Source organism: Pedobacter cryotolerans (assembly GCF_005116475.1).
Taxonomy (GTDB): domain Bacteria; phylum Bacteroidota; class Bacteroidia; order Sphingobacteriales; family Sphingobacteriaceae; genus Pedobacter; species Pedobacter cryotolerans.
Map to the genome: position 1 here is coordinate 77,671 of NZ_SWBO01000012.1, position 23,437 is coordinate 101,107.

The window sequence follows — 23,437 nt, forward strand, 5'->3', positions numbered from 1 at the left end:
GAAATTAATTTCCCTTTAGGGGATTTAGGGGTATGAGCAATAACGATATCATGAAAAAATTAAGGGTAGCATTATCCTTAAATAGCGACCAAATTATTGAAATATGTAAACTGGTTGGATTTACAGTTACAAAAGCAGAGTTAGGCGACATTTTTAGAAATGACGAACATCCTAACTTCAAAAAATGTGGCGATCAAATTTTGCGTAATTTTTTAAATGGTTTGGTTATTTACAAACGTGGACCAAGAGAAGAGAAAAAAGTATAAGACAAATCGTCATTTCGAACGAGCGTACTTGTTCCGATTTTACATCGGAAGCGACGAGAACCACGAAGTGCTCAGCAAAGCTAAATCTTGTTGCTTTGTGAAATTTTTTTACAGAAGCCACCAGTAGCTAACTTTGAGATTTCTCCTATCGTCGAAATGACGGTAAACTAATTAATATCGAATTTGGGTATTGCTTTTCTGTTTACCAATTTCTCGATTTTCTCTAAAAGTAAATCCATTTTAAATGGCTTCGACATAAAATCGTCTGGCGCACATTCCATCTCATTTACCTCTTTTAAATCATACAAGCCCGACATCATTAAAATAGGGATTTTTTTGGTGTCTTCATGAGATTTGATTTGGCTGCAAACAATTCGACCATCAATTTTACCCAAAACAACATCAAGCAAAATTAAGTCTGGTTTAAAATCTTCTAAACGCTCAAAAATTAATTCAGCATCGTTTAATGGCTCTACATCGTAACCACCAATTTCTAAAATCAATTGGATGGTTTCTAAAACATCATCGTCATCGTCAACAACAAGTATCTTTTTCATAATCGCAAATATATAATATTGTAAGATTAATTATATAACAATGAAAAATCATTACGGTTTACAATACTTTGAAACTATTTTTAGTTATGTTAGCCATTGTTATGGATAAACAAAAGCTACAGCCAATATTACGTTATGCCGCCTACATTTGTTTTATAATAGTAGTAATTGGGCAGTTTTTTAAAGAACAAACTTTTGTTTTGCAGAAGTATATTCCCTATTTAATTACAGCAGCATTAGTATTTTTAATCGCTAGCATTTTCTTAAAAGCCAAATCTGGAGAATTTAAGCATCAAAATTTGAAGATTAAATTTGTGTTGATTTTTATGGTTGTTGTGGTTTTGGTATTGATATTAATTTATCAATTGACGAAAAAATAGTAAATTTAAGAGCTTTGACAACTACATAGAAAGTCATCAAAGCTTTTGTTATAATTAAACTATCTTCTTATACTTAATTCTTTTCGGTGCAATATCACCTAATCTTTTCTTACGGTTCTCTTCATAATCAGAATAATTACCTTCAAAAGAATAAACTTCAGAGTTGCCTTCAAATGCTAAAATGTGCGTACAAATTCTATCTAAAAACCATCTATCGTGACTAATTACCACTGCGCAACCACCAAAGTTTTCTAAAGCTTCTTCTAAAGCACGTAAAGTATTTACGTCGATATCGTTGGTAGGCTCATCTAGTAATAAAACGTTAGCGCCTTCTTTTAAAGTAATTGCTAAGTGTACGCGGTTACGCTCTCCACCAGAAAGCACACCAACTTTCTTTTGTTGATCGCCGCCATTGAAGTTAAATTTAGAAACATACGCTCTTGAGTTTGCCTGTTTGTTGCCTAAAAGCATGTTGTCTAAACCGTCGGTAATGTTTTCGTAAACTGTTTTTTCAGGATCTAAATCGTTGTGCATTTGATCTACATAACCCAATTTCACGGTTTCACCAACTCTAAAAGTTCCTTTGTCTGGCGTTTCTTGGCCAGTAATTAAACGGAACAAAGTAGTTTTACCAGCACCATTTGGGCCGATAATACCAACAATACCAGCTGGAGGTAAAGAGAAGGTTAGGTTTTCGAATAAGATTTTTTCTCCATAAGCTTTGGTTACCCCATTAGCTTCAATAACCACATTACCTAATCGCGGACCAGCCGGAATAAACAATTCCAATTTATCTTCACGTTCATTTCCGTCTTCCGAAGCTAATTTATCGTAGTTGGCTAAACGAGCTTTAGATTTTGCATGACGAGCTTTTGGTGCCATGCGAACCCATTCTAACTCACGCTCTAATGCTTTCTGGCGTTTGCCTTCTGTTTTATCTTCTTGTGCTAAACGTTTTGCTTTTTGCTCTAACCAAGTACTGTAATTTCCTTTCCATGGAATACCTTCGCCTCTGTCTAGCTCTAAAATCCAGCCTGCAACGTTATCTAAGAAATACCTATCGTGGGTAACCGCGATAACCGTTCCTTTATAGTTTTGTAAAAATTGCTCTAACCAATCGATACTCTCTGCATCCAAGTGATTGGTAGGCTCATCTAACAATAAAACATCTGGTTCTTGCAATAGTAAACGGCACATGGCAACTCTACGGCGTTCACCTCCAGAAAGTACACCAATTAAAGTATCAGGATCTGCGCAACGCAAAGCATCCATTGCTCTTTCTAATTTGGTATCTAATTCCCAAGCGTTAACGGCATCAATTTTATCTTGTAACTCACCTTGGCGAGCCATCAATTTATCCATTTTATCGGCATCAGAATAATTTTCTTCTAAACCGAAAGCTTCATTTACTTCTTCATATTCTTTAAGGATGGCAGTAACTTCTGCAACACCTTCTTCAACTACTTCACGAACGGTTTTAGTTTCATCTAAAATGGGCTCTTGCGCTAAATAACCAACGCTATAACCTGCATTAAAAACTACTTCGCCCTGAAAAGATTTATCTAAACCTGCTATAATTTTTAATAGCGATGATTTACCAGAACCGTTTAAACCAACAACGCCGATTTTTGCGCCGTAAAAAAATGATAAATAAATATTTTTTAAAACCTGTTTTTGTGGTGGATAGATTTTACTCACTCCAGCCATTGAAAAGATTATTTTTTCGTCTGACATAATTAATTGTATTTATGCAAAGATAGTTGTTAAAATGGAAGATGGAAGAGGTAAAATGGAAGATGTTGAGCAAAGCAAAATCCAGATTTCTCGGGAGAAGATGTGTAATTCGAAATAGAAACTGCCATCAATCCCTTGCGCAGATTTATAGTTTCTATTTATTGAAGTTTCGAGCTTTTATGAAGACGAATTATTTAGTAACTTTGATAAGCAATAGAATTTACCTTATGAAAGTATTATTAGATATCAAAGATGAAAAAGCCAGTTTTTTTATGGAATTGCTTAAAAACTTTTCATACGTAAAAGCTAAGCCACTTAGCAATTATAAGGTTGAGGTCTTTGAAGGTTTACAAGAAGCTATCGAAGAAGTTAATCTCATTAAAGACGGTAAAGCAAATGGCACACCTGCAAGAGAATTAATAAATGAGCTTTGAAATTATTGCTACTTCTCGCTTTAAGCGAGATATCAAAAAATTGCTCAAAAAGTATATATCTTTAAAAAAAGAATTTGTTGAACTTTTGGATAGCCTAGAAGGAAATCCTAAGCTAGGTGTTCATTTGGGAAATGACTGTTATAAAATTCGTATAGCTATCACTTCTAAAGGTAGGGGCAAATCGGGCGGTGCTAGAGTAATTACTTACATCTTAATTAAAAATCAAAAGGTATTTCTGTTAACTATATACGATAAATCTGAAAAGGAAAATATTAGTGATAAAGAACTTAGTGGGTTTTTAGCACAGATATCTACTGACTAAAATGCTATAAAGCATTTTCTATAATTTTAGTGTTAAATTGTATAAGTGCCAATAATTGATCCACGTCAAAGTGACCCAAACAACTCATAATTTTTATGGCAACATGCCAATAAACAGGCGTAGGTTAAGCGATTTATTGCTAAACGCTAATGCCTTTTCAGCAGTGCCGAAAGATTGGCATGTAATTTTAACCGATATTAAAGGTTCTACAGGTGCTGTATTGACAGGTGCAAGTCAAAATGTAAATTACATTGCTACTGGCAGCATTGTAACAGTACTTAATTTAGCATTTAAGGCAAAAATTGTTGTCCCATTTTTCTTTGGTGGCGATGGTGCTACTTTTTTGGTGCCTGATGTTTTGGTAGAATTAGCGGTGAAAAAGCTAATGGCTTATCAAACGAATGTGATGCAAACATTCAGTTTAGATTTACGTGTAGGCAGCATACCAGTTGAGGAGATTTATAAACAAGGTTATAAAATTAACTTAAGTAAATATGGGCTAACCAAGTTTTTCTCCATTCCGGTTATTTTAGGAGATGGATTGAGTTATGCAGAAAATGTAATTAAAGATGAGTTTTATAAACTTGACCAAGCCGCTGGAGAGCTTGAAGATTTCGATTTAGATGGCATGCAATGCCGATGGGATCAGATTAGTCCGCCGGCAGATTTACAAGAAATTTTAACCTTATTAATTGCAGCACCCGAAGTAGATAAACAAGCATTAGCATTTAGCAAAGTATTAAGAGCTATTGATGAAATTTATGGCAGTGTTAGAAAAAGGCAACCCATATCTGTAGAAAAACTTAAATTAAACACCACCTACAACCGTATTAAAACCGAAATGCGAAATAGAATTGGTAAGATTAAATTTTTTGAGTTACTGCAAACTTGGTTTGTAACCTCTTTTGGGCCAATTTATTTTCTCACCAATCACGGCAGAAGATATTTGAAACGTTTAGTAGAAATGTCTGATACTTTGGTAATGGATGGCAAAATAAATACCGTAATTAGTGGTACCGAGCTGCAGCGTTCGCAATTGTTTAAGGTATTGGATGATTTGGAAAATGCCAAGGAGATTATCTATGGTTTTCATATTAGCAATGCTTCTGTAATGTCTTGTTACGTAAGAGATATGAAAGATGACCATATCCATTTTGTTGATGGGGCAGAAGGCGGTTATACAAAAGCTGCGGGAATTTTGAAAGGGAAGGTGCTAAATAATAATATGTGAGAACTGGCATTTTTGTAATGCAATCGCTTTGCTAAATTATCTGTTGCAAAAAAAGACAATTATTGCTTAAATTTTTTGTAAGCCTATATTATTTAAAAATATAAGCAATTCGCCTTTTTCTGAAGTGCTAATTTCATCGAAATTAATTAAAATGCCTATGTTTTTTGGGTTAGCATCGATGAAAACTTTCTCTTTTATTACTTTATAATACGTAAATGCTTCCCACTTAAATATTGTTGTATATGATGGGTATATAACAGAGATAAAATTCTCAGTTATGTTTATGCTAATTAAACTTTGAGTATTTCGTGATAATTGAAATTTTAAATTAGTTAAATGATTAGTTTTTATAACTAAAGCAGCCCTTAACATTGTTAGTGCATAGGTAATAATTATAGCGCTAAAGAAAAAGGCAGGATTAAAACCACCAATAGTTGAATTATTATTGATGATTTCTGAAAATAAGATTGATAGGCCCATTAATAACATTATTGAGAGCAGTATCAATGTTTTTTTAGACTTGTAAATCCATTGCTTATTAAATATTTTAAGATGTTGTTCAAGATTTCTTTCAATTACGATATTCATAGTGTTAATATTTTGGGTTAAATTAATTAAAAACTTTAAAAGATGCTTAAGAAGTTAAATCCATTTTTGCCGTTAGAAATTTTCAATTAATTGGCAAGAAGTCCAACATAGCATGGGTGTGCTCTCCGCTAGTTTGAGCTTGCAGCGCCGCAATGATTTTGAAGGGAAAGATTAGTGATGGAAATGGAAGAGTTAAGATAGAAGATATGAATTGCTATGCACTGCGCTAGTTCGAGCTTGCAGCTCGGACTTTTTAAGAATATAGTTATGAGTTGCAAGCTTCGCACCAGAAAGGGGAAGAAGGTGGTTTATAACAAGGCAGCTGCGATTTTGAAAGGGAAAAATAGAGATGGAAAATGGAAGCGGTAAGATGGAAGATGTCTTGAAATTTCGTCTTTGCGAGTCTCCGATCCTTCATCGGGACGAAGCAATCTCCTTTTAGTATGTAGTCAATTAGTTTTAGCCAGCCATCGGAGACTGTAAACAATAAGATTAAGCGTTGCTTTACGATCTTGCAGGTTTACTTTGTTTCTTACACATTCCCAACCCATCTAAACCCGATCGTAACGAAAATCCTTTTTTGTTACGCTGGCCCTTCGACTACGCTCAGGATGACAATACAAAAAAGATTGTAGTGGAGAGCGGGACTGACTTTAATAGTAGCAATGATCTTGCTTTTCTACAAGATAGGAGAAGTTAGATATGAGATGTGAGACTTTGGAAAGCAAAAAACTATTCTATCAGCCTTCCAATAGCATTACGATACCTAGTCGCTTGTCCCGACTTCTTCGGGAAGCTGGGTATGGAGTTGAACTTAGCCTGTCAAAACTGCTACATTCAACCAGAAACCTAACAATATGTCAGTAAAAACAGCCCTAAAAAACCTTACATAAAACCGACAAAATCTAGTATATGATGCGTAAATTAGATTTATGAAAAGATAAAAACCTATTTTCTATTTGATTACGTAAATAAAGAATAAGCCGAGTGCTTTTTTGGTAGTGTTAATTTTTGTTAATTCGTAAAGAAAACCACAACCTTATCCACCAAAATGGCGTAATTGTTGATAAATTATAATAATCTGGATGCTTGATTTATAAAACAAATTTATAGTTTAGAGCCATCCGGTTTATACACACATATTATGGAAGCTAAATTTTCTCCACAAGTAAAAGATGTGATTTCTTTTAGCAGGGAAGAAGCCCTGAGATTAGGACACGATTATATAGGCGCTGAGCATTTGCTCTTGGGCTTAATTCGCGAAGGTGATGGTATGGCCATTAAGATATTAAAGTCTTTAGGAGTTGATACTTCTAAACTTCGCCGTTCTATTGAAGAAGCCGTTCGCGGTACTTCGAGCGTTACGGTTAATTTGGGCAATATTCCATTAACCAAACAGGCCGAAAAGGTATTAAAAATCACTTATTTAGAAGCAAAAATATTTAAAAGCGATTTAATTGGAACTGAGCATTTATTACTGTCTATTTTAAGAGATGATGATAATATTGCTTCGCAAATTTTATTGCAATACAGCGTTACTTACGAAATCTTTAAACAAGAGGTTGAAGTAAATAAAAACGGATTTAGAGATGAAGCACAAGGTGGTGGTACCGCCGGCGGCGATGATGATTACCAAGAAGAGGAAAGTTTTGCTACACCTAAAAAGGTATCAGACATTAAATCTAAAACGCCTGTATTAGATAATTTTGGTCGCGATTTAACGCGTGCTGCCGAAGAAGGTAAATTAGACCCAATTGTTGGTCGCGAGAAAGAGATTGAGCGTGTTTCGCAAATCTTATCACGTAGAAAGAAAAACAATCCAATTTTAATTGGTGAGCCTGGTGTTGGTAAATCTGCCATAGCCGAAGGTTTGGCTTTAAGAATTGTACAACGTAAGGTTTCTAGAGTTTTATTTAACAAACGTGTAGTTACGCTAGATTTAGCTTCTTTGGTGGCTGGTACAAAATACCGCGGTCAGTTTGAGGAGCGTATGAAAGCGGTAATGAACGAGTTAGAGAAATCTACAGATGTGATTTTATTTATTGATGAAATTCATACCATAGTAGGTGCTGGTGGGGCATCTGGCTCATTAGATGCATCGAATATGTTTAAACCAGCATTGGCTAGGGGCGAAATACAATGTATTGGTGCAACCACTTTAGATGAGTACCGTCAGTACATTGAGAAAGATGGAGCATTAGATCGTCGTTTCCAAAAGGTAATGATTGAGCCAGCTACACCTGATGAAACCATCGAAATTTTAACGCGTATTAAAGATAAATACGAAGAGCATCATGGTGTTACTTATACAGACGAAGCAATTAAAGCTTGTGTTACTTTAACAGCTAGATACATTACAGATCGTTTTTTACCAGATAAAGCTATTGATGCTTTAGATGAAGCTGGTTCGAGAGTGCATTTAACCAATATTCATGTTCCAGAAAATATCATCACTATTGAAAGTAAAATAGAAGATATTAAAATTGAGAAGAACAAAGTAGTTAAAAGTCAGAAATACGAAGAGGCTGCCAAATTGCGTGATACTGAGAAAAACTTGTTAGAAGAGTTAGACCGTGCCAAAGCAGAATGGGAAGCTGAAACAAAAACAAAACGTTACGAAGTTTCGGAAGATAGCGTAGCTGAAGTAGTTTCGATGATGACTGGTATTCCGTTGCAACGTGTTGGGCAAGCAGATAGCACCAAGCTATTGAACATGTACGACAAAGTGAACGAGAAAATTATTGGTCAAGATGATGCGATTAAGAAATTAACCAAAGCCATACAACGTACAAGGGCCGGATTAAAAGATCCTAAAAAACCTATTGGTTCATTTATTTTCTTAGGTCCAACAGGTGTTGGTAAAACTGAATTGGCAAAAGAATTAGCTCGTTTTATGTTTGATAGCGATGATTCGTTAATTCAAATTGACATGAGTGAGTACATGGAGAAATTTGCCGTATCTCGTTTGGTAGGTGCGCCTCCAGGATATGTTGGTTATGAAGAAGGTGGACAATTAACTGAAAAAGTTAGAAGAAAACCTTATGCGGTTATCTTGTTAGATGAGATTGAAAAAGCTCACCCAGATGTGTTTAATATCTTGTTGCAAGTATTAGATGAAGGCCAATTGACTGATAGTTTAGGCAGAAAAGTAGATTTTAGAAATACAATTATCATCATGACATCGAACATTGGTGCTCGCCAGTTGAAAGATTTTGGGCAAGGTGTTGGTTTCTCTACTACGGCAAAAACAAGCCAAACAGATGCAAACAGCCGTGGTGTAATTGAAAATGCATTAAAACGTGCTTTTGCGCCAGAGTTTTTAAACAGAGTTGATGATGTGGTAGTATTTAACAGCTTAGGTAAAGATGAAATCTTTAAAATTATCGATATCGAGTTGAAATCTTTATTTGGCCGAGTAAATACTTTAGGTTATGAAGTTAAATTAACCGAAACTGCTAAAGAATTTATCGCAGAAAAAGGTTTTGATAGTGCTTTTGGTGCTCGTCCGTTAAAACGTGCGATACAGAAATATTTAGAAGACCCAATTGCTGAAGAAATATTAAAAGGAGATATTGCAGAAGGTGATACCTTAGAAATTGATTACGATAAAGAAAAAGAAGAGATTACTGTTTTAAACAAAACTGGTAAGAAAAAGAAAAAAGAAGAGGGAGCGTAATATCTCCACGTCACCCTGAATTTATTTCAGGGTTTTAATTGAAAGTAAAAACCCCGATGTAAAATTTTACATCGGGGTTTTTTTGTGGTAAAAATTTAAAAAATTGTAAAAGAAAAACTATCTAATTTTTATAAAAATCTTTTTATCTAGTGTATGTTTTAGTATGTTTAACATTGTTAAGTATTTAATTTTCAATAGGTTAATATAATTTATTTTAAGTTAAATCATTTAATATTTAGTTAATTTGTGCATAAAAAATCAATCTTTGAAACTTATAATTTTATTTTTTCTTATTTTAATATCCAGCAGTGTTTACGCAATTGATGGTTGTGTATCAACAGCCAACAATATTATGTATACGCAAAGAATTGGGATGAGTAATAATTATAGAGGTGGAGCTGCTAGGCCATCTATCACTTTGCCGGCAGGATGTTATTGGATATATGTTATTCCGAGTAGCCCTTGTAATGTAAATAGTGGTCCTGGTGCTGGACCTGGTTTTCTTGCTAATACAGTTTATGATTGTGATATCGACACCAATATTTTATTTTTATTAGTTGGTGCTTTGGGACTTGGAGGTTTCGTTATTAGAAAGAAAAATAATATTGCATTTTCAAATTAGCGGGGATTTCATTATTTCCTTAAGATTTAGCTTCGCTGAGTACTTCGTATTTCTCAGTCGTAAAAAACTCATTTAGAAATGACGAAAAGAAGTTCTAAATTAATTCTATTAAAGCTTCATAATAATTCTTTAAAGCTTTATCATTAGTTTCTAAAAACAAAAATGGTTCGATCAACTCGAGTTCCATTAGTACAAATTCATTATTAACCATTGCACCATCAACTCTGGCATACAAACATCCTTTTGCAAATTGATCAACATATTTTTGTGCGGTTTCAACTAATTCATCATTTGGTTGCTGTGGATGAACTGTTCCGCCAAAAGTAGCTTGGACTCTAAAATCGCCTTTGGCTGCTTTTTTTAGCAAAGCATGACTAAATTTACCATTAAAAAATAAAAATGATAGTTCACCTTTTTCCTCAATTTCTTTTAAAAATGGCTGAGCGATAAAGTCTTCTTTTTGAACAAGGGTTTTTAACTTTTCATTTATTTCATCAACATTTGCTGCGGTAACTTTAAATGTGTTTTTAGAACCTCCACTAACAGCGGGTTTTACAATAAATTGATCAGTTGTAAAATCTTCAAAATATTGTAGAAGATTAACCTCACCACCTTTGGTTATAAATTTACTCGGTGTAACTTTTAGTCCAGCTTTTTCGATATCAAATAAGTAATGCTTGTCTGCATTCCATCTAACAGTTTCTAGTGGATTTAAAAGTTTAATATTTAGGTCTTCGATCTTTTTTAACCAAGCATAAAAATCTTCAATTAAATCAAAATAATCCCAAGGTGATTTAAGAATAGCTAAGTCGTAATTTTCCCACTTTACTTGTTCATTATTCCATATTTCTTTAGTTATGTTTAATCCCTTTTCAGTTAAATAACTGATGATTTGATCATCTTCATTGTTTACGTTGATGGTATTATAAGCACCTTTATCTTGATAAGTTACTAAAGCTATATTCATTATGTTGAGTTGAGTTTCGAAGGTAAGGAAATTATAGTTTCCGTCATATCGAACGAGCTTTTTGCGAGGAGATATCTCTTAGTTTCTTAAGTATGCCCATGTTTAATAAAGGCTTTTATGAGTGAGATTTAGCTTCGCTGAGCACTTCGTGGTTCTCGTCGCTGCGCTCTGTCGAAATGACGCGATCATAACTAAAACAAACTCATTTGTGCTTTAGGTACTTTAAAAAGTGTTTGGTCTAATTCAAATCTTTCATTGTTTAATCCGTTCAGTCTACAATGTAGTTTAAAGGTATTTCTAATCATTTCTGCAAAATTACCTTCGCCTCTCATGCGACTACCAAACCTGCTATCGTTAACATTTCCATTGTGGCAATTTTGTATTTGGTGCCAAACTTTATCAAATCTATCGGGAAAGTTTTTTCTGAGCCAATCTTCAAATATCTGATTAATTACACCATTTAATCTTACCACTGTATAACCTGCACTTTTACAACCGTTATCAGCGCTTGCTTTTAAAATGGAGGGCATTTCATAGTCATTTAACCCAGGAATCATCGGTGCTGCCATTACACCTGTTGGTAAATTCACTTTACTTAATTCTTCAATAATTTTGAGCCGTTGCTTGGCTGTTGTGGTTCTAGGTTCCAGTTTTAAACGTAATTTTTCATTTAAGCTAGTAATAGAAACATAAACCGTAACTAATTTTAGCTTTGCTAAATCTTGCAGAATATCCAGATCCCTCAAAATCAAAGCATTTTTGGTAATCATTGAAATTGGCTGTTTGTACTGCAGTGCAATTTCCAAGAGTTGTCGAGTAAGTTTAAACTTCCGCTCTGCTGGCTGATAGCAATCTGTATTGCCAGATAGTGAAATAGGAGTGGCGTCCCAACCTTTTTTAGCTAAAAACTTTTTAAAAAGTTCTGGTGCATCTTTTTTCACAATTATTTTACGTTCAAAATCTAAACCAGCACTAAAGCCCCAGTACTCGTGAGAGTTGCGGGCATAACAATAAATACAGCCATGCTCGCAGCCTTGATAAGGATTTAAGGAATAGGCCATGCCAACATCAGGACTATCGACTTTGTTTACTACAGATTTAGATTTTCCAATAATGAAAATTGTTTTAGAATTTGGTTCTTCCCAATCATCAATTCCTTCTGGATGTTCTTTAGCTAAAGTATTTTTTAGAAATTTATTAGCAGTGTTAAATTGAGCACCTCTGCCATTTGAATAATCATTTGCATTATCTTTAGCTAAATCCATAGTCTAAAATTACTAAAAATATTAGTAATTTAATCCCTGTGTTTTCAACAATAAGTGGATAAAGTTAGAAAGAGTGAAGGTGGATGGTTAATGGTAAGTAATCTTAAATCTCATTACTCAAAACTTACCTTTTGGCTAAAGGAATATAATCCATAGGCACCATATCGGCTACTTTTTCATAAGCCCAAATACCTTCATACAATAATGTTCTTGAATCTAAAATCCCTCCATTTTCATAAAATCGAAAAGCACCTTGGGTTAATCTGGCTAAAGAAACTTGATAATTTGAAATCTCTATGGGTCTATTAATCCACGATCCAGATTTGTCATATTCGGGAGTTTCTCTTTCTTTTGTATAAATAACGCAAAGCGCATCGGTATAATTTAGGTATTTTAAATCTTGGTTATAATAGTGTAAAAGTGTATCTACCAAAATTTTATTTCGATTAAACTTATTGATGAATTTTGGCATTTCTTTCTGCTTTCTCCAAAATAAAAGTTGCGAAGTATCAACTTTTGCAGCGTTAATTCTAATTCCAGTTTTAGCTGGCGGGGTTTTAAGAAAAGCGATGTTCTGATCAATGACGCTTTCGCTTAATCGATTAGGATTAATCACTTTCTCCATTTTATGAATGATAAAACCTTCTTCGGCCGTTGTTCCTTTGTAAAGCGATTTAAAGAAATGCTGGGGAGATCCATAATAGGCAGTTTCTCTCATTTCTATCAGTTTTTTCTTTTTAGATGGAGATGCTTTTAACTCTTCGAAGAATGGTTTGCCAGAATAATAAATGATATTTGTTCGGCTGTTAAATTCAAAATAATCTAACATATATTTTATCCGATAGCCCAATGCTTTATTTTCAATGATTAAAAATTCATCAGTTTTTACTGTTAAAGTACTATTGGTAATGTCATAATCAACCCGTAAAACTTGCGGATTTAATATTTTGCAGAGTTTTGAGTTTGGAGATTTTCCAATAAAATATTCCTTAAATTGATTGATATATTTCTGACGATTAGGGTCAACACGAATGACAACTTCATTTAACATTACCGTATTTTCTTTGAGTAAAAAATTTACAGTAACCGATTTGTCTGATATGATAGTGTTTCTTGAAAATGGCAAATACCCCACCATTTGAACCAAAATATCGTAATTACCAGGTTTTAAATTAGGTAAAGAAAATTTTCCGTTAAGATCTGTTTGAGTTGCAATTTTATAGCCACTAATATAAACTGCTGCCCCAGGAAGTGTTTCTTTTTGATCTCTTATTACGCCACTGATAGAAAATGTTTGAGCAAATGTAAAAGTGCTAATCAATAAGAATAGGATAGAGATAACAAGTGACTTAAACATTGTTACGAATGTAATAAATCGGCTCTATAAAAATAATGAATGATAAAATATTTAACTTTTTTAACAATTTATTCCTTGTTGTTGTTATTCTTTAAATAATCCATTGGTACCATATCGGCTACTTTTTCGTAAGCCCAAAAACCCTTATAAAGTAACGCCCTAGGGTCGGCAACAGCGCCGTTACCATAAAAATTAACCGAAGGATTTAGTAACTTAAGTACAGATATTTGAAAATCATTCAAATCCATGGGTCTATTTTGTTTTAGTCCGCTAGAGTTAAATACAGAAGTCTCTTTCTCATTTTTGTAGATTACATAAAGCTCATTGTTGTATTTAATTGTTTTTAAGTCATCATTAAATTTGCTAACCAAGGTATCAACCAAAACATCTTTTCTACTTACCACGCTAAACTCTTTTGGTTCTTTTCGTTGTTTGAGCCAATAAGATAGAGAATCGCTGCCATTAAAAGTTAACACATTCGTCAATCCGTTTTTACCAGTTGTTAATTGCTTAATTTTAGCATTAATTAGGCTATCAGCAGGTCTGTTTTTATTAGGTATTTTTGATATTTTATTGATGACAAAACCCTCTTGAGTTATAGTGTTATCATATAAAGATTTGAAAAAATGTTCTGATGAGCCATTGTAAGCAATTGCTCTGTTTTTTAGCCATTTTTTTTGCTTAGCACCGCTGCCCTTCATTTCTTCAAAATGCGGATGACCAGCATAAAAAACCATTTTTATATTATAATCATATTCAAAATACTCCAGCAAATATCTCAGTTTGTAACCAAGCGCTTTGTTTTCGATAATCAAAAAGTCTGAAGCTTTTACGGTTAATAAACTTTGCGTTTTATCGTCATCAATAATTAAAGCATCGGTATTTAGTATTTTGCAATCTGCAGCATTTGGGGTTTTACCAATAAAAAAATCTTTAAATAGTGCAATATAATATGCTCTATTTGGATCGGGTTTAATGACCACTTCTTTTAATAAATTAACGTTTTCTTGTAACGTTATGTTTAAGGTTACGGGTTTATCAGAGATGATTACATTTTTAGAATAGGGTAAATAACCTATCATCTGTATTAAAATATCGTAATTGCCAGGTGATAGTTTTGGTAAAGAGAATTTGCCATCGTTATTAGTTAATGTTGCAATTTTATAACCACTCACATAAACGGCGGCACCAGGTAAGGTTTCTTTTTTATCTCTTACTGTGCCAGTAATGGTGGATGTGCTTTGTGCATGTATAAAAGGGGGTATACAAAGAAAAAGCAATAAAATAATCAATTTTTTAGTCATGAAGGTAAATTTAACTAAAAAATTAGTAGTTAGAATAGCGATATCACTATTTTAATTATTCATAATTAAAACTAACTAACCCAACAACTCCTTAGCATTTTGCAAAGCAGATGCTCCTGGATTTTTACCACTCAACATTTCTGCAATGACAGCAACACGTTCATCTGCACTTAACTTTCTAATTCCCGTAGTAGTTTTATTATTTGCCTCGTTTTTATATACAAAATAATGAGAATTGCCTTTTGCAGCAATTTGTGGTAAATGGGTAATCGATAAAATTTGCATATCGTTGCCCAAATCAGCAATCACTTCACCAACCTTTAAAGCAGTTTCGCCAGAAATACCCGTGTCAATCTCATCAAAAATAAGTGTTGGTAACGATGTATGTTTAGCCAAAAGTGATTTAATTGCCAACATTAGTCTCGATAATTCACCTCCAGATGCAACTTTATTTACTGGTGCGGTCGCTTGTCCTGCATTCGCCGAAAACAACATTTGGGTATAATCAAGTCCATCTTTGTTTAGTTCAGTAATTGTTTCTTGCACAAAATGTAATTTTGCATTTGGCATTCCTACTCTTTGCAAGGTTTTAGCAGTTGCTATTTCAACTACTTTGATAGACTTTTTACGATTAACACTTAACTCTTGCGCTTGCTTTGTTAAGTATATAACCAATTGTTCAATTTCCTCTGTTAAAACTTCAATTTGTTCATCAGATGAAATTAGCTGCGCCAAACTATCTTCCAATTTTTGCTGAACTTGTAATAATTCGTTATTGTTGGCTACACGATGTTTTTGTTGCAAGGTATATAGAACATCTAACCGTTGTTGTATAATAGATAATCGTTCTGCACTATGCAAAGTTTTGCTTTCTATTAGTGAAGTTTCATCAGCAATATCTTTAATCTCTATCATGCTCGATCTTAAACGCTCAAACAAAACATTAATTTCAGAATCAAATTTTTCAATATTTTGTAATTGTATAGTAGCTTCCTTTAAAATGCTCGTTGCAGAAATTTCATTTTCAGTAAGTAGGGAAGTAGCCATTAATAAACTTCTTTTAATACCTTCAGCATGGGTAAGTTTCTCCAATTCTTGCTCTAAATCTTCTTGTTCGCCTTCTTTTAAATTGGCTTGTTCCAATTCGTTAAACAAGAATTGCTCGTAGTCTTGCTTGGCTCGAGCTTCATCGGCTTTGCTAATTAATGTTTTTAATAACGATTGATCTTGCTTTAATTTTTTAAATCCTCCTCTATAAGTTGCCAAAAGCGATTCGTGATTTGCTAATGAATCTATAATTAACAATTGAAATTCAGGATTGTTAATTTCTTGCGTTGCATGTTGGGAGTGAATGTCGATTAACTTTTCGCCAACTTGCTTTAATATCGAAAGATTTACAGGGGTATCATTTATAAAAGCTCTTGATTTGCCATCGGCAGAAATTTCTCTACGCAGTAAAGTCTCAGCTTGAAAATCTAAATCGTTGGTTTCGAATAGGGGTTTTAGTTGTTCATCCGCCAGTAAAAAACTGCCTTCAATAACACACTTTTTATCTTGGTTAAAAAAATACTTACTCTCCGCCCGTTGACCTAAAATTAAAGATAGTGCTCCTAAAATGATAGATTTACCAGCACCAGTTTCTCCGGTGATGATATTTAAACCCTGATCAAACTCAATTTCTAGGTTGTCAATTAAAGCGTAATTACGTATAGAAAGTTTCTGTAGCATATCTACCGCTAAAATAAACATTAAACACCTAAGGTTTTAAAGGTTTTTTAAACAAAAAAGGACAAGAATTAATCCTGCCCTTCGCACTGTTTCATTTGTTTGGTTTATTTAATTCTCTGTTGGCTTAACTTTTAAATCCTTGGTCTTTTCTAAATTAATAATTTTAAGAGGAACTGCATCGAAATCAATCTTGTTTAGTTTTTCAGTACTTAAAGACTCAATTGCCGAAAATCTTTCAACGTCTTTTAAATTTAATTTTGTAAGGTTAGCCAAGTTTCCTGTTAATGGTAAAAAGTTTTTATGGATTTCAGTATTACCATCAAATAACAAGAATGCTTTATCTGTATTAATCCCTTTTTTCTTTTTCAATTTGTCTAAATCTTCCTCATATTTCTTTCTTAACTCTTTATATTCTGGCGATTCTTGAAGTTTCTTTAATTCATCCATTTTTTGCTTCCATTCAGGAGAATTAAATTTCTTTTGCATCTCTAGCGCATTTTCTTGAACCTTAGCTATACGCTCTTTCCACTCTTTGGATTCAAATTTCTTTGCCATAGCTAAACTTTGTTGTTGAATTTTGGCCATGCTCTCTTTCCATTCTTTAGATTGAAATTTTTTGGCAATAGCTAAACTTTGCTCCTCAACTTTAGCCATACGCTCCTTCCATTCTTTAGAGTTAAATTTTTTTTCCATCTCTTTAGCATCAAATTCAATCTTAGCCATTTTATCTTTCCATTCTGTTGAGTTTACTCTTTTCTCTATTTCTTTGGCGTTCAATCCAATTTTAGTCATTTCGTCTTGCCATTCTTTAGAATTAAAAAATTTGGATGTAGAGTCGCCAACAAAAATCTGTCTTTGTACAGTTTTTCTTAAACTATCAGGCATATCTTTTATCGAATTGTACGTTTTTACATTCCCGTTGTCATCTGTTATAATTATTCGTGCTTTACGTTTTACTTTTACAGTATCAGTATCTGAATTTACAATTAAGTGTGTATTCATCGCTTTGTCTTCAATACTTGATGTTTTTAAACTGAGTGCTAAAGCTTTTTTAGCCTCTTGTCTTTTAGATGGATTTATCCAAGCTATTGATGCAACTGTTGCGATAGCCAATGTTAGGATAAGAAATTGCTGTTTAACATTAATGTAATTAGTTTTCATTTGTGTGATTCTTTTAATACGTTGATATAAGTGTTGATTTTTTCCTGTAGCTGCTAATGATAACGCTGGTGTTCGTTTATCTTTTAATAACTCTAATTTTAGCAGAGCATGGGCATAGGTTAATGGTGTTCCCGTAGCTTTTATCACCAAGTCATCACAAGCATGTTCCCTTTCAATGTGAATAATTTTAGTGGTAAGCCATACAAATGGATTAAAGAAAAGTATAGTTTCTATTAATGTTTTAACAAGGTTGATGAGATAGTCATTTCTTCTAATATGCGATAGTTCATGAATTAAAATTGCCTCAACTTGTTTGGTGTCTAACTGCGTTGCCAATGAAATTGGAAACAAAACAACAGGTTTAAAAAAGCCAATAACCAAAGGCACATTAACTCTTTCTGATAGATAAAACTTAACCTTTTTTGCTATTTTTAATTGAAAAATCGTCATGTCAAAAACAATTCTCCAGCTTTCTGGGATATTCAGTTTACTAGCTTTTTTAAGTTTCTTAAGTTTAAAATATCCAGATAGGAGCACAATTAGCTGAAAAATAATACCCACAATATAAACCGAAACAACCACAGGGAAGTAAGCTTCGGTTTTTAGATTAATTGTATCATTAAATAGCACCAAGTCTTTTAAATCATTCGAGCTCATGCTAATTGATTCTAAATTTCTATTTGTAGAAGTCTCAAATAAAGTGAATAGGGTATAGCAAAATATGCTAAAAATTATAAAAAGTGACCCAAATGCTAGGTTGTGTTTTATTTTAGATGTCATTCTAGGCCATATCAGAAAGGCGGCAAAAAGAATGGCATAAATAATAGCACCTTGCCATAATGAATGTATAATGCTCCATCCAATTGCCTTTACCATGTTGTTTAAAAAAGCTTCCATAATTTTTTTATTGAATTGATTTTTGTTACCGACTAAACCTTCTATCTTTTAGTCCTTATCCCTCAACTTCTATTTGCCTTCTACCTTTTTTAAGTATTCCTTTATCAAATCTATTTCTTCCTTACTCGCAGATTTGTTTCCTAAAGCTTGCATAACCAATCTCGCTGCTGAGCCATTAAAAACATTATCAATCATTTTATTTACCAACTGCTGCTGTGTTTTTTCCTGATTAATTAATGATCTGTAAATGTGTGTTTTTGAACTAGTATCCCTATCTACTAATCCTTTCTCAAGCATAATTTGCATCAATTTTAAAGTTGTTGTATAACCAGCATCTTTTTTATTTAGGGCTTCATGTACTTCACGTACAGTACAATTTCCGGTTTTCCAAAGCACCTGTAAAATCTCTAATTCACCCTCTGTCGGTTTGATATTTGTATGATCCATAATATTACTACGAATTATTTCGTATTCAAATGTACGAATGTATTCGTACAATCAAAACATTTTAACAAAATTTTAACAAAAATTTTTAAATTGGGTATTGGGAGCGATTAACGAGCCTTTTTTAAAGCCTCATATTTGCCAATATTAGCTGGGTCAACTTCGCTTAGTAAGTTGTAAGCTTTAATTCTGTCGGCTAAATCAAGAGTTGATAATACGTTACTTAGTTCATCAGCTTTGCTTGCTAAATAAACATTAGGAAAAATGGAACCTAATTTTTGCTTGTCTAAAACCTGTAGATCATTTAATAAAGCCAGAATGTTTTTGGCACCATTAGGTATGTTTTCTTGTAACTTATCAAGTCCATTTAAGTGGTAATTGTAAATAAATACCCTTAAATCTCTAAAACTATTATTCAATAAGTTTTCATTTAGCCAGAAACGATTGCGTAAACCATCATTTGCTTTCCATCCTTTATTACCCGCAGTTTGGGCAATGTTCATCAGCATCTGTGCTTTTAAATAAAGAGGAGTGCCACCAAGTTTACTAAAACTATCCTTATCTACGCCAATAATGGTGTAAGCATAATAACCTAAAAGAGAGCTTAAATTTGAGATGAAGTTCTGATCAGAGAAATCAAGAGGTTGTCCTTCGTTGTAGTTGAAGTTAAAATCCTTATCACTTATGTTTAATATTGTACTATAATATGAACTACCAAACACGGGTCTACTACTTTGTATCTGAGCTTCGGCGCCAAAACTAGAGCTGCCATCCCAACTCGTAATGGTGATGATAAGATTGCATTCAATTCTTTCTTGCGGCATATAAGTTTCCGCAGTCCACTTATTATTGTTAAGAAAATCTCTAATTGTAGTCTGTAATTGCTCTAAATTCCTTTTGTTAATGTTGGCAACATTGGGTGCCAAAACTTGCACCCGCGAATTAAGCTCTTGTGCATTTACAGAAATGCTAAATAATATTAAAAAGATGCAACCAAATATTTTTTTCATAGTACAGCCAATTTAAGCACTTCTTTGCAAATATCCATGGCCACTTCTTTTTTAGATTTTACAGTAAAACTGATTTTATCAAGGCGCCTATTAAATATAGTTATTTTATTGGTGTCGGTTTTAAAACCAGCACCATCATCATTTAAAGAGTTTAATACAACAAGGTCTAAATTTTTCTTTTCGAGCTTTTCTTTTGCATACATTTCCTCTTGATTGGTCTCTAAAGCAAAGCCTACTAAAATCTGTGCTGTAGTTTTTTGTTTGCCTAAACTGGCTAAAATGTCTACCGTTTTCTTTAGTTCAATGTTAAAACTATCTTCTTTTTTCTTAATTTTCTGCTCAGCAACTGTTACAGGGGTATAATCTGCTACAGCAGCACTCATAATGGTAATATCGCTAGCAGAAAAATGAGCTGTACAAACGTTCAACATTTCTGCTGCACTTGTAACATCAATTCTGTTTAGATTAGTTTTAGTTTTTTCGGCCGTCGGACCAGTAATTAAAGTAACATCAGCACCTAATTCATAAAGTGATTCTGCAATTGCAAAGCCCATTTTACCCGATGAATGGTTTCCAATAAAACGTACTGGGTCAATTGCCTCATAGGTTGGCCCAGCTGTTACTAAAGCTTTTTTACCCAATAACGGTAAGCCTCTTTTAATAGTTGCAACTAAAAATTCAATAATTTCTTCAGGTTCAGCCATTCTGCCTTCACCAACTAATCCGCTAGCCAACTCACCACTATTTGGAGAAATTAATGTATTGCCGAAGCTTTTTAATCGATCAATGTTTTCTTGAGTGCTTTCATGTTTCCACATATCTAAATCCATTGCCGGAGCAAAATATACAGGGCATTTAGCCGATAGATATACCGCAGTTAATAAATTATCACATAATCCATTTGCCATTTTACCAATGGTATTTGCACTAGCTGGGGCAATAATCATATAGTCAGCCCAAAGGCCAAGTTCTACGTGGTTGCTCCAAACGCCCGTTTCGGCTTCGAAGTATTGGGTATAAACAGGATTTTTAGAAAGCGTGGCAAGGGTTAAAGGAGTAATGAAATTACTCGCGTCTGCCGTTAGAATAACCTTAACGTTTGCACCAGCTTTAATAAGTAACCTTACTAGCATGGCCGATTTGTATGCCGCAATACTGCCGCAAACGCCAAGGATAATATTTTTATTGCTCAACATACCTCATCTTAATCAAAGGTGCAAGATAAGCAATGGCATCAATTATTTTTGTTCTTTTGAAGGATTTCTGTGGTAAACTTTACCATTCAAAAACTCATCAATTGCAATTAAACTTGGCTTAGGCATACGTTCGTAGTGCTTGCTAATTTCAATTTGCTCTCTGTTTTCAAAAATTTCTTCCAAATTATCATTAGATGAAGCAAACTCGGCTAATTTACCGTGTAATTCTTCTTTCATGTTATTCGAAATCTGATTAGCCCTTTTAGAAATAATCACTAATGATTCATAAATGTTATCAGTAGTCGCATCTAAATCATGCACATTTCTAGTTACCGTAGTATTCGGTACTGCAGGTTTTGCTGTATTCATTATTTTTGGTTTTTAATCTCTAATTTAGTACTATCTATATTTTTTGCCCCTTTTTTCTCTAAGGCCATTAATCTATCATACTCTGCTTTCTCAGCAGCTATAATTTTTTGAGCTGTAACAATTCCGTTTTCGCTATCTTCCTTTAATTGGTTTGCCTCTTTAGCGTATTTGCTGCTAGGGTAAGCCTCTACGAACTCATTATAATAAGTAATAGCTTCCTTAAAACGCTCTTCTTGTCTAATCGGATAACTATTTTTAGCATACATAAACTGTGATTTTACAATCAACAAATTCATTTCCTCCGCATATTTAATATCTGGGAACTCAATTTGCGCATTCTTTAACGCTACAACTGCCGATTTATAATTATCAATGCTGTATCCACCTAAATCATAATACAATTTAGCATTATCAAAAGCTTTAGTCTCTAATTTACCTCTTAAATTTGCTATATATTGAGCTGCTTGCGTAGCTCTATCACTTTTAGGATATAAATTGATGAAAAGCTGTAATGCATCAATCGCTTTATAAGTATTATCCTGGTCTAATGAAGATTTAGGAGAATCTAAATAAAAGCAATAAGCTCCCATATATCTACATTCTTCAGCATTTTTACTTGCCGGATAGGTATCTGCAAACTCTTTAAATTTATAACGTGCTGTAGTATAGTCCTTTAGGCGATACAAAGTAAAAGCGTAATAATAACTTAACTCCTCCGCTTCAGCAGTTCCTCTGTATTTTTGTGATAAACCTTCAAATAAAATTAAAGCCTTCGAGTAATCTTTTTTATTGTATAACCTAATACCTTCTTGGTATTTCTTCAAAACATCATTACTTAAGCGTAGCTTCTCAAACTTGCTTTTGCAGCCAGCTGTGCCTAATAAAATAATGGTAAAACTTAAAATAAGTAGTTGTTTAATTTTAAACATTTTGCAAAGATAAGGTAATAATACGATAACGTCAATTAAAAATAATAGACTGCTAAGCTAAATAAAGCTATTCATCCAATCAAACGCTTAACAAATTTTAACATAATATAGGATCTGTCTTTTAAAGAAGTTTATTCATAACTATAATTACACCATTCGTAACACGGCGAGAGCATCTTTATATATATACTGTACCAGTAATAGTGAAAAATTTCTACAAAACTTAATGCTATATATATGCTATATAGTTATTAATCATAAAAATATCTTAATTGATTAGCAGATCAGATACAGTGTTTCAATTAATTAAATCCCGTCGTCCGCTGCAATCTTTGCCTGGGCGTTCGCTGCTAATTCCAAGTTAGAGGTTTGGCAAAGTATTTTCGCTACCACCGGGTCTATTTAACAAAGGTCAGTGCTGCTATTTGAGTGTAGCCCTGCATCAATCTAAAAATATAGCAGTATATATATAGGATACATCGGTTATTCATACTTCAACATTCGGAAATAAATTTAAGCCTATTAACCAGTAATCAATTTAACGGGCAATTCATTTGTATATATAATAGGATAATCATTCACTCACCTGTATATATATTAACACATACAATGAGTACTTATTACCAGTCCACAGCACCTCCTTAAAACTTTTCACTTTGTAAATCATGCACTTATGATATTTCTATAGAATATTCTTATAATATATTTGTTGTTACGTTTAATTTTTCTACTTTTGCATCCCGCTTCGGAGGAGGCGAATGGGTTTACGGAAATAGTGATAGGGGCATTGAAAAAGGGGATTTAAAAGTATTTGAGCTGTAAATAAGCCACTTACGAAAAAGACAAAAAAATTTCAAAAAAAGTTTTGGAAATTAAAAAATCTTCTTACCTTTGCAACCCGCTACGGAGGTAACGACAGAAGGAGAAAAGGAAAAGAGAGGATGAATTGAAATAGGGAAACAAAGAGCAAACAACGAAACGAAAAAAAAGTTTCAAAAAA

At 33.4% G+C, this 23,437-nt stretch carries 21 protein-coding genes; 7 read left to right on the forward strand and 14 right to left on the reverse strand.

The window, feature by feature from the left end; all coding sequences use genetic code 11:
- The first annotated feature begins 50 nt into the window (after positions 1–50).
- Positions 51–266, forward strand: coding sequence for a DUF1456 family protein (locus FA045_RS16560; protein ID WP_225871368.1), 216 nt, complete (start codon positions 51–53; stop codon positions 264–266).
- 167 nt (positions 267–433) lie between these two features.
- On the opposite strand, the gene FA045_RS16565 is transcribed toward FA045_RS16560, so the two are convergent.
- Entirely contained in the window at positions 434–823 is a 390-nt protein-coding gene (locus FA045_RS16565; RefSeq protein WP_136878204.1) for a response regulator, read from the reverse strand.
- Between the two features lie 86 nt (positions 824–909).
- Between FA045_RS16565 and FA045_RS16570 the strand changes: the two genes are divergently transcribed.
- On the forward strand, positions 910–1,203 hold the full coding sequence (locus tag FA045_RS16570; protein WP_136878205.1) for a hypothetical protein: 294 nt from the start codon (positions 910–912) through the stop codon (positions 1,201–1,203).
- 54 nt (positions 1,204–1,257) lie between these two features.
- Here the strand turns inward: FA045_RS16570 and ettA are convergent, their stop codons facing one another.
- Complete coding sequence (ettA, locus tag FA045_RS16575) at positions 1,258–2,937, reverse strand: energy-dependent translational throttle protein EttA (RefSeq protein WP_136878206.1); 1,680 nt, start codon at positions 2,935–2,937, stop codon at positions 1,258–1,260.
- A gap of 227 nt (positions 2,938–3,164) precedes the next feature.
- Here ettA and FA045_RS16580 point away from each other — a divergent pair, with 227 nt between their 5' ends.
- The 3 genes from FA045_RS16580 to FA045_RS16590 all read left to right on the forward strand — a co-directional run bounded on the left by FA045_RS16580 (position 3,165) and on the right by FA045_RS16590 (position 4,924).
- Entirely contained in the window at positions 3,165–3,371 is a 207-nt protein-coding gene (locus tag FA045_RS16580; RefSeq protein WP_136878207.1) for a hypothetical protein, read from the forward strand.
- Positions 3,361–3,693, forward strand: a complete 333-nt coding sequence (locus FA045_RS16585; protein WP_136878208.1) for a type II toxin-antitoxin system RelE/ParE family toxin — start codon at positions 3,361–3,363, stop codon at positions 3,691–3,693. The genes FA045_RS16580 and FA045_RS16585 overlap by 11 nt, the downstream gene beginning before the upstream one ends.
- A 103-nt stretch (positions 3,694–3,796) precedes the next feature.
- On the forward strand, positions 3,797–4,924 hold the full coding sequence (locus FA045_RS16590; protein WP_136878209.1) for a DUF3095 family protein: 1,128 nt from the start codon (positions 3,797–3,799) through the stop codon (positions 4,922–4,924).
- Positions 4,925–4,990: 66 nt separating this feature from the next.
- Here FA045_RS16590 and FA045_RS16595 read toward each other — a convergent pair whose 3' ends face one another.
- Positions 4,991–5,512 (reverse strand): hypothetical protein, encoded by a 522-nt coding sequence (locus tag FA045_RS16595; protein WP_136878210.1) that lies wholly within the window; start codon positions 5,510–5,512, stop codon positions 4,991–4,993.
- A 1,144-nt stretch (positions 5,513–6,656) separates the two neighbouring features.
- Between FA045_RS16595 and FA045_RS16600 the strand changes: the two genes are divergently transcribed.
- Positions 6,657–9,188, forward strand: a complete 2,532-nt coding sequence (locus FA045_RS16600) for an ATP-dependent Clp protease ATP-binding subunit (RefSeq protein ID WP_136878211.1) — start codon at positions 6,657–6,659, stop codon at positions 9,186–9,188.
- Between the two features lie 265 nt (positions 9,189–9,453).
- Positions 9,454–9,810 (forward strand): hypothetical protein, encoded by a 357-nt coding sequence (locus FA045_RS16605; protein WP_136878212.1) that lies wholly within the window; start codon positions 9,454–9,456, stop codon positions 9,808–9,810.
- A gap of 94 nt (positions 9,811–9,904) precedes the next feature.
- On the opposite strand, the gene FA045_RS16610 is transcribed toward FA045_RS16605, so the two are convergent.
- From FA045_RS16610 to FA045_RS16660, 11 genes are all read right to left on the reverse strand, one after another.
- The gene (locus FA045_RS16610; protein ID WP_136878213.1) at positions 9,905–10,777 is read right to left on the reverse strand and encodes an ATP-grasp domain-containing protein; all 873 of its coding nucleotides are present in this window, start codon (positions 10,775–10,777) and stop codon (positions 9,905–9,907) included.
- A 191-nt stretch (positions 10,778–10,968) separates the two neighbouring features.
- The gene (locus tag FA045_RS16615; RefSeq protein WP_136878214.1) at positions 10,969–12,042 is read right to left on the reverse strand and encodes a PA0069 family radical SAM protein; all 1,074 of its coding nucleotides are present in this window, start codon (positions 12,040–12,042) and stop codon (positions 10,969–10,971) included.
- Positions 12,043–12,166: 124 nt separating this feature from the next.
- Positions 12,167–13,399, reverse strand: coding sequence for a carboxypeptidase-like regulatory domain-containing protein (locus FA045_RS16620; RefSeq protein ID WP_136878215.1), 1,233 nt, complete (start codon positions 13,397–13,399; stop codon positions 12,167–12,169).
- 68 nt (positions 13,400–13,467) lie between these two features.
- The gene (locus FA045_RS16625) at positions 13,468–14,703 is read right to left on the reverse strand and encodes a carboxypeptidase-like regulatory domain-containing protein (protein ID WP_136878216.1); all 1,236 of its coding nucleotides are present in this window, start codon (positions 14,701–14,703) and stop codon (positions 13,468–13,470) included.
- 75 nt (positions 14,704–14,778) lie between these two features.
- The gene (gene recN / locus FA045_RS16630; protein WP_317130580.1) at positions 14,779–16,452 is read right to left on the reverse strand and encodes a DNA repair protein RecN; all 1,674 of its coding nucleotides are present in this window, start codon (positions 16,450–16,452) and stop codon (positions 14,779–14,781) included.
- Between the two features lie 87 nt (positions 16,453–16,539).
- Entirely contained in the window at positions 16,540–18,489 is a 1,950-nt protein-coding gene (locus FA045_RS16635; protein ID WP_136878217.1) for a M56 family metallopeptidase, read from the reverse strand.
- Positions 18,490–18,558: 69 nt separating this feature from the next.
- Positions 18,559–18,987 carry a BlaI/MecI/CopY family transcriptional regulator gene (locus FA045_RS16640; protein WP_317130581.1) on the reverse strand — a complete coding sequence of 143 codons (429 nt, stop codon included), beginning with the start codon at positions 18,985–18,987 and terminating at the stop codon, positions 18,559–18,561.
- Positions 18,988–19,043: 56 nt separating this feature from the next.
- The gene (gene porD, locus FA045_RS16645) at positions 19,044–19,943 is read right to left on the reverse strand and encodes a type IX secretion system protein PorD (RefSeq protein ID WP_136878218.1); all 900 of its coding nucleotides are present in this window, start codon (positions 19,941–19,943) and stop codon (positions 19,044–19,046) included.
- Entirely contained in the window at positions 19,940–21,139 is a 1,200-nt protein-coding gene (gene coaBC, locus FA045_RS16650) for a bifunctional phosphopantothenoylcysteine decarboxylase/phosphopantothenate--cysteine ligase CoaBC (protein WP_136878219.1), read from the reverse strand. Before coaBC ends, porD begins: the two co-directional genes overlap by 4 nt.
- A 42-nt stretch (positions 21,140–21,181) precedes the next feature.
- Complete coding sequence (locus FA045_RS16655) at positions 21,182–21,508, reverse strand: DNA-directed RNA polymerase subunit omega (RefSeq protein WP_136878220.1); 327 nt, start codon at positions 21,506–21,508, stop codon at positions 21,182–21,184.
- Positions 21,508–22,437: an outer membrane protein assembly factor BamD gene (locus tag FA045_RS16660; RefSeq protein WP_136878221.1), complete on the reverse strand. Its 930-nt coding sequence runs from the start codon at positions 22,435–22,437 to the stop codon at positions 21,508–21,510. The genes FA045_RS16655 and FA045_RS16660 overlap by 1 nt, the downstream gene beginning before the upstream one ends.
- Positions 22,438–23,437 lie beyond the last annotated feature (1,000 nt).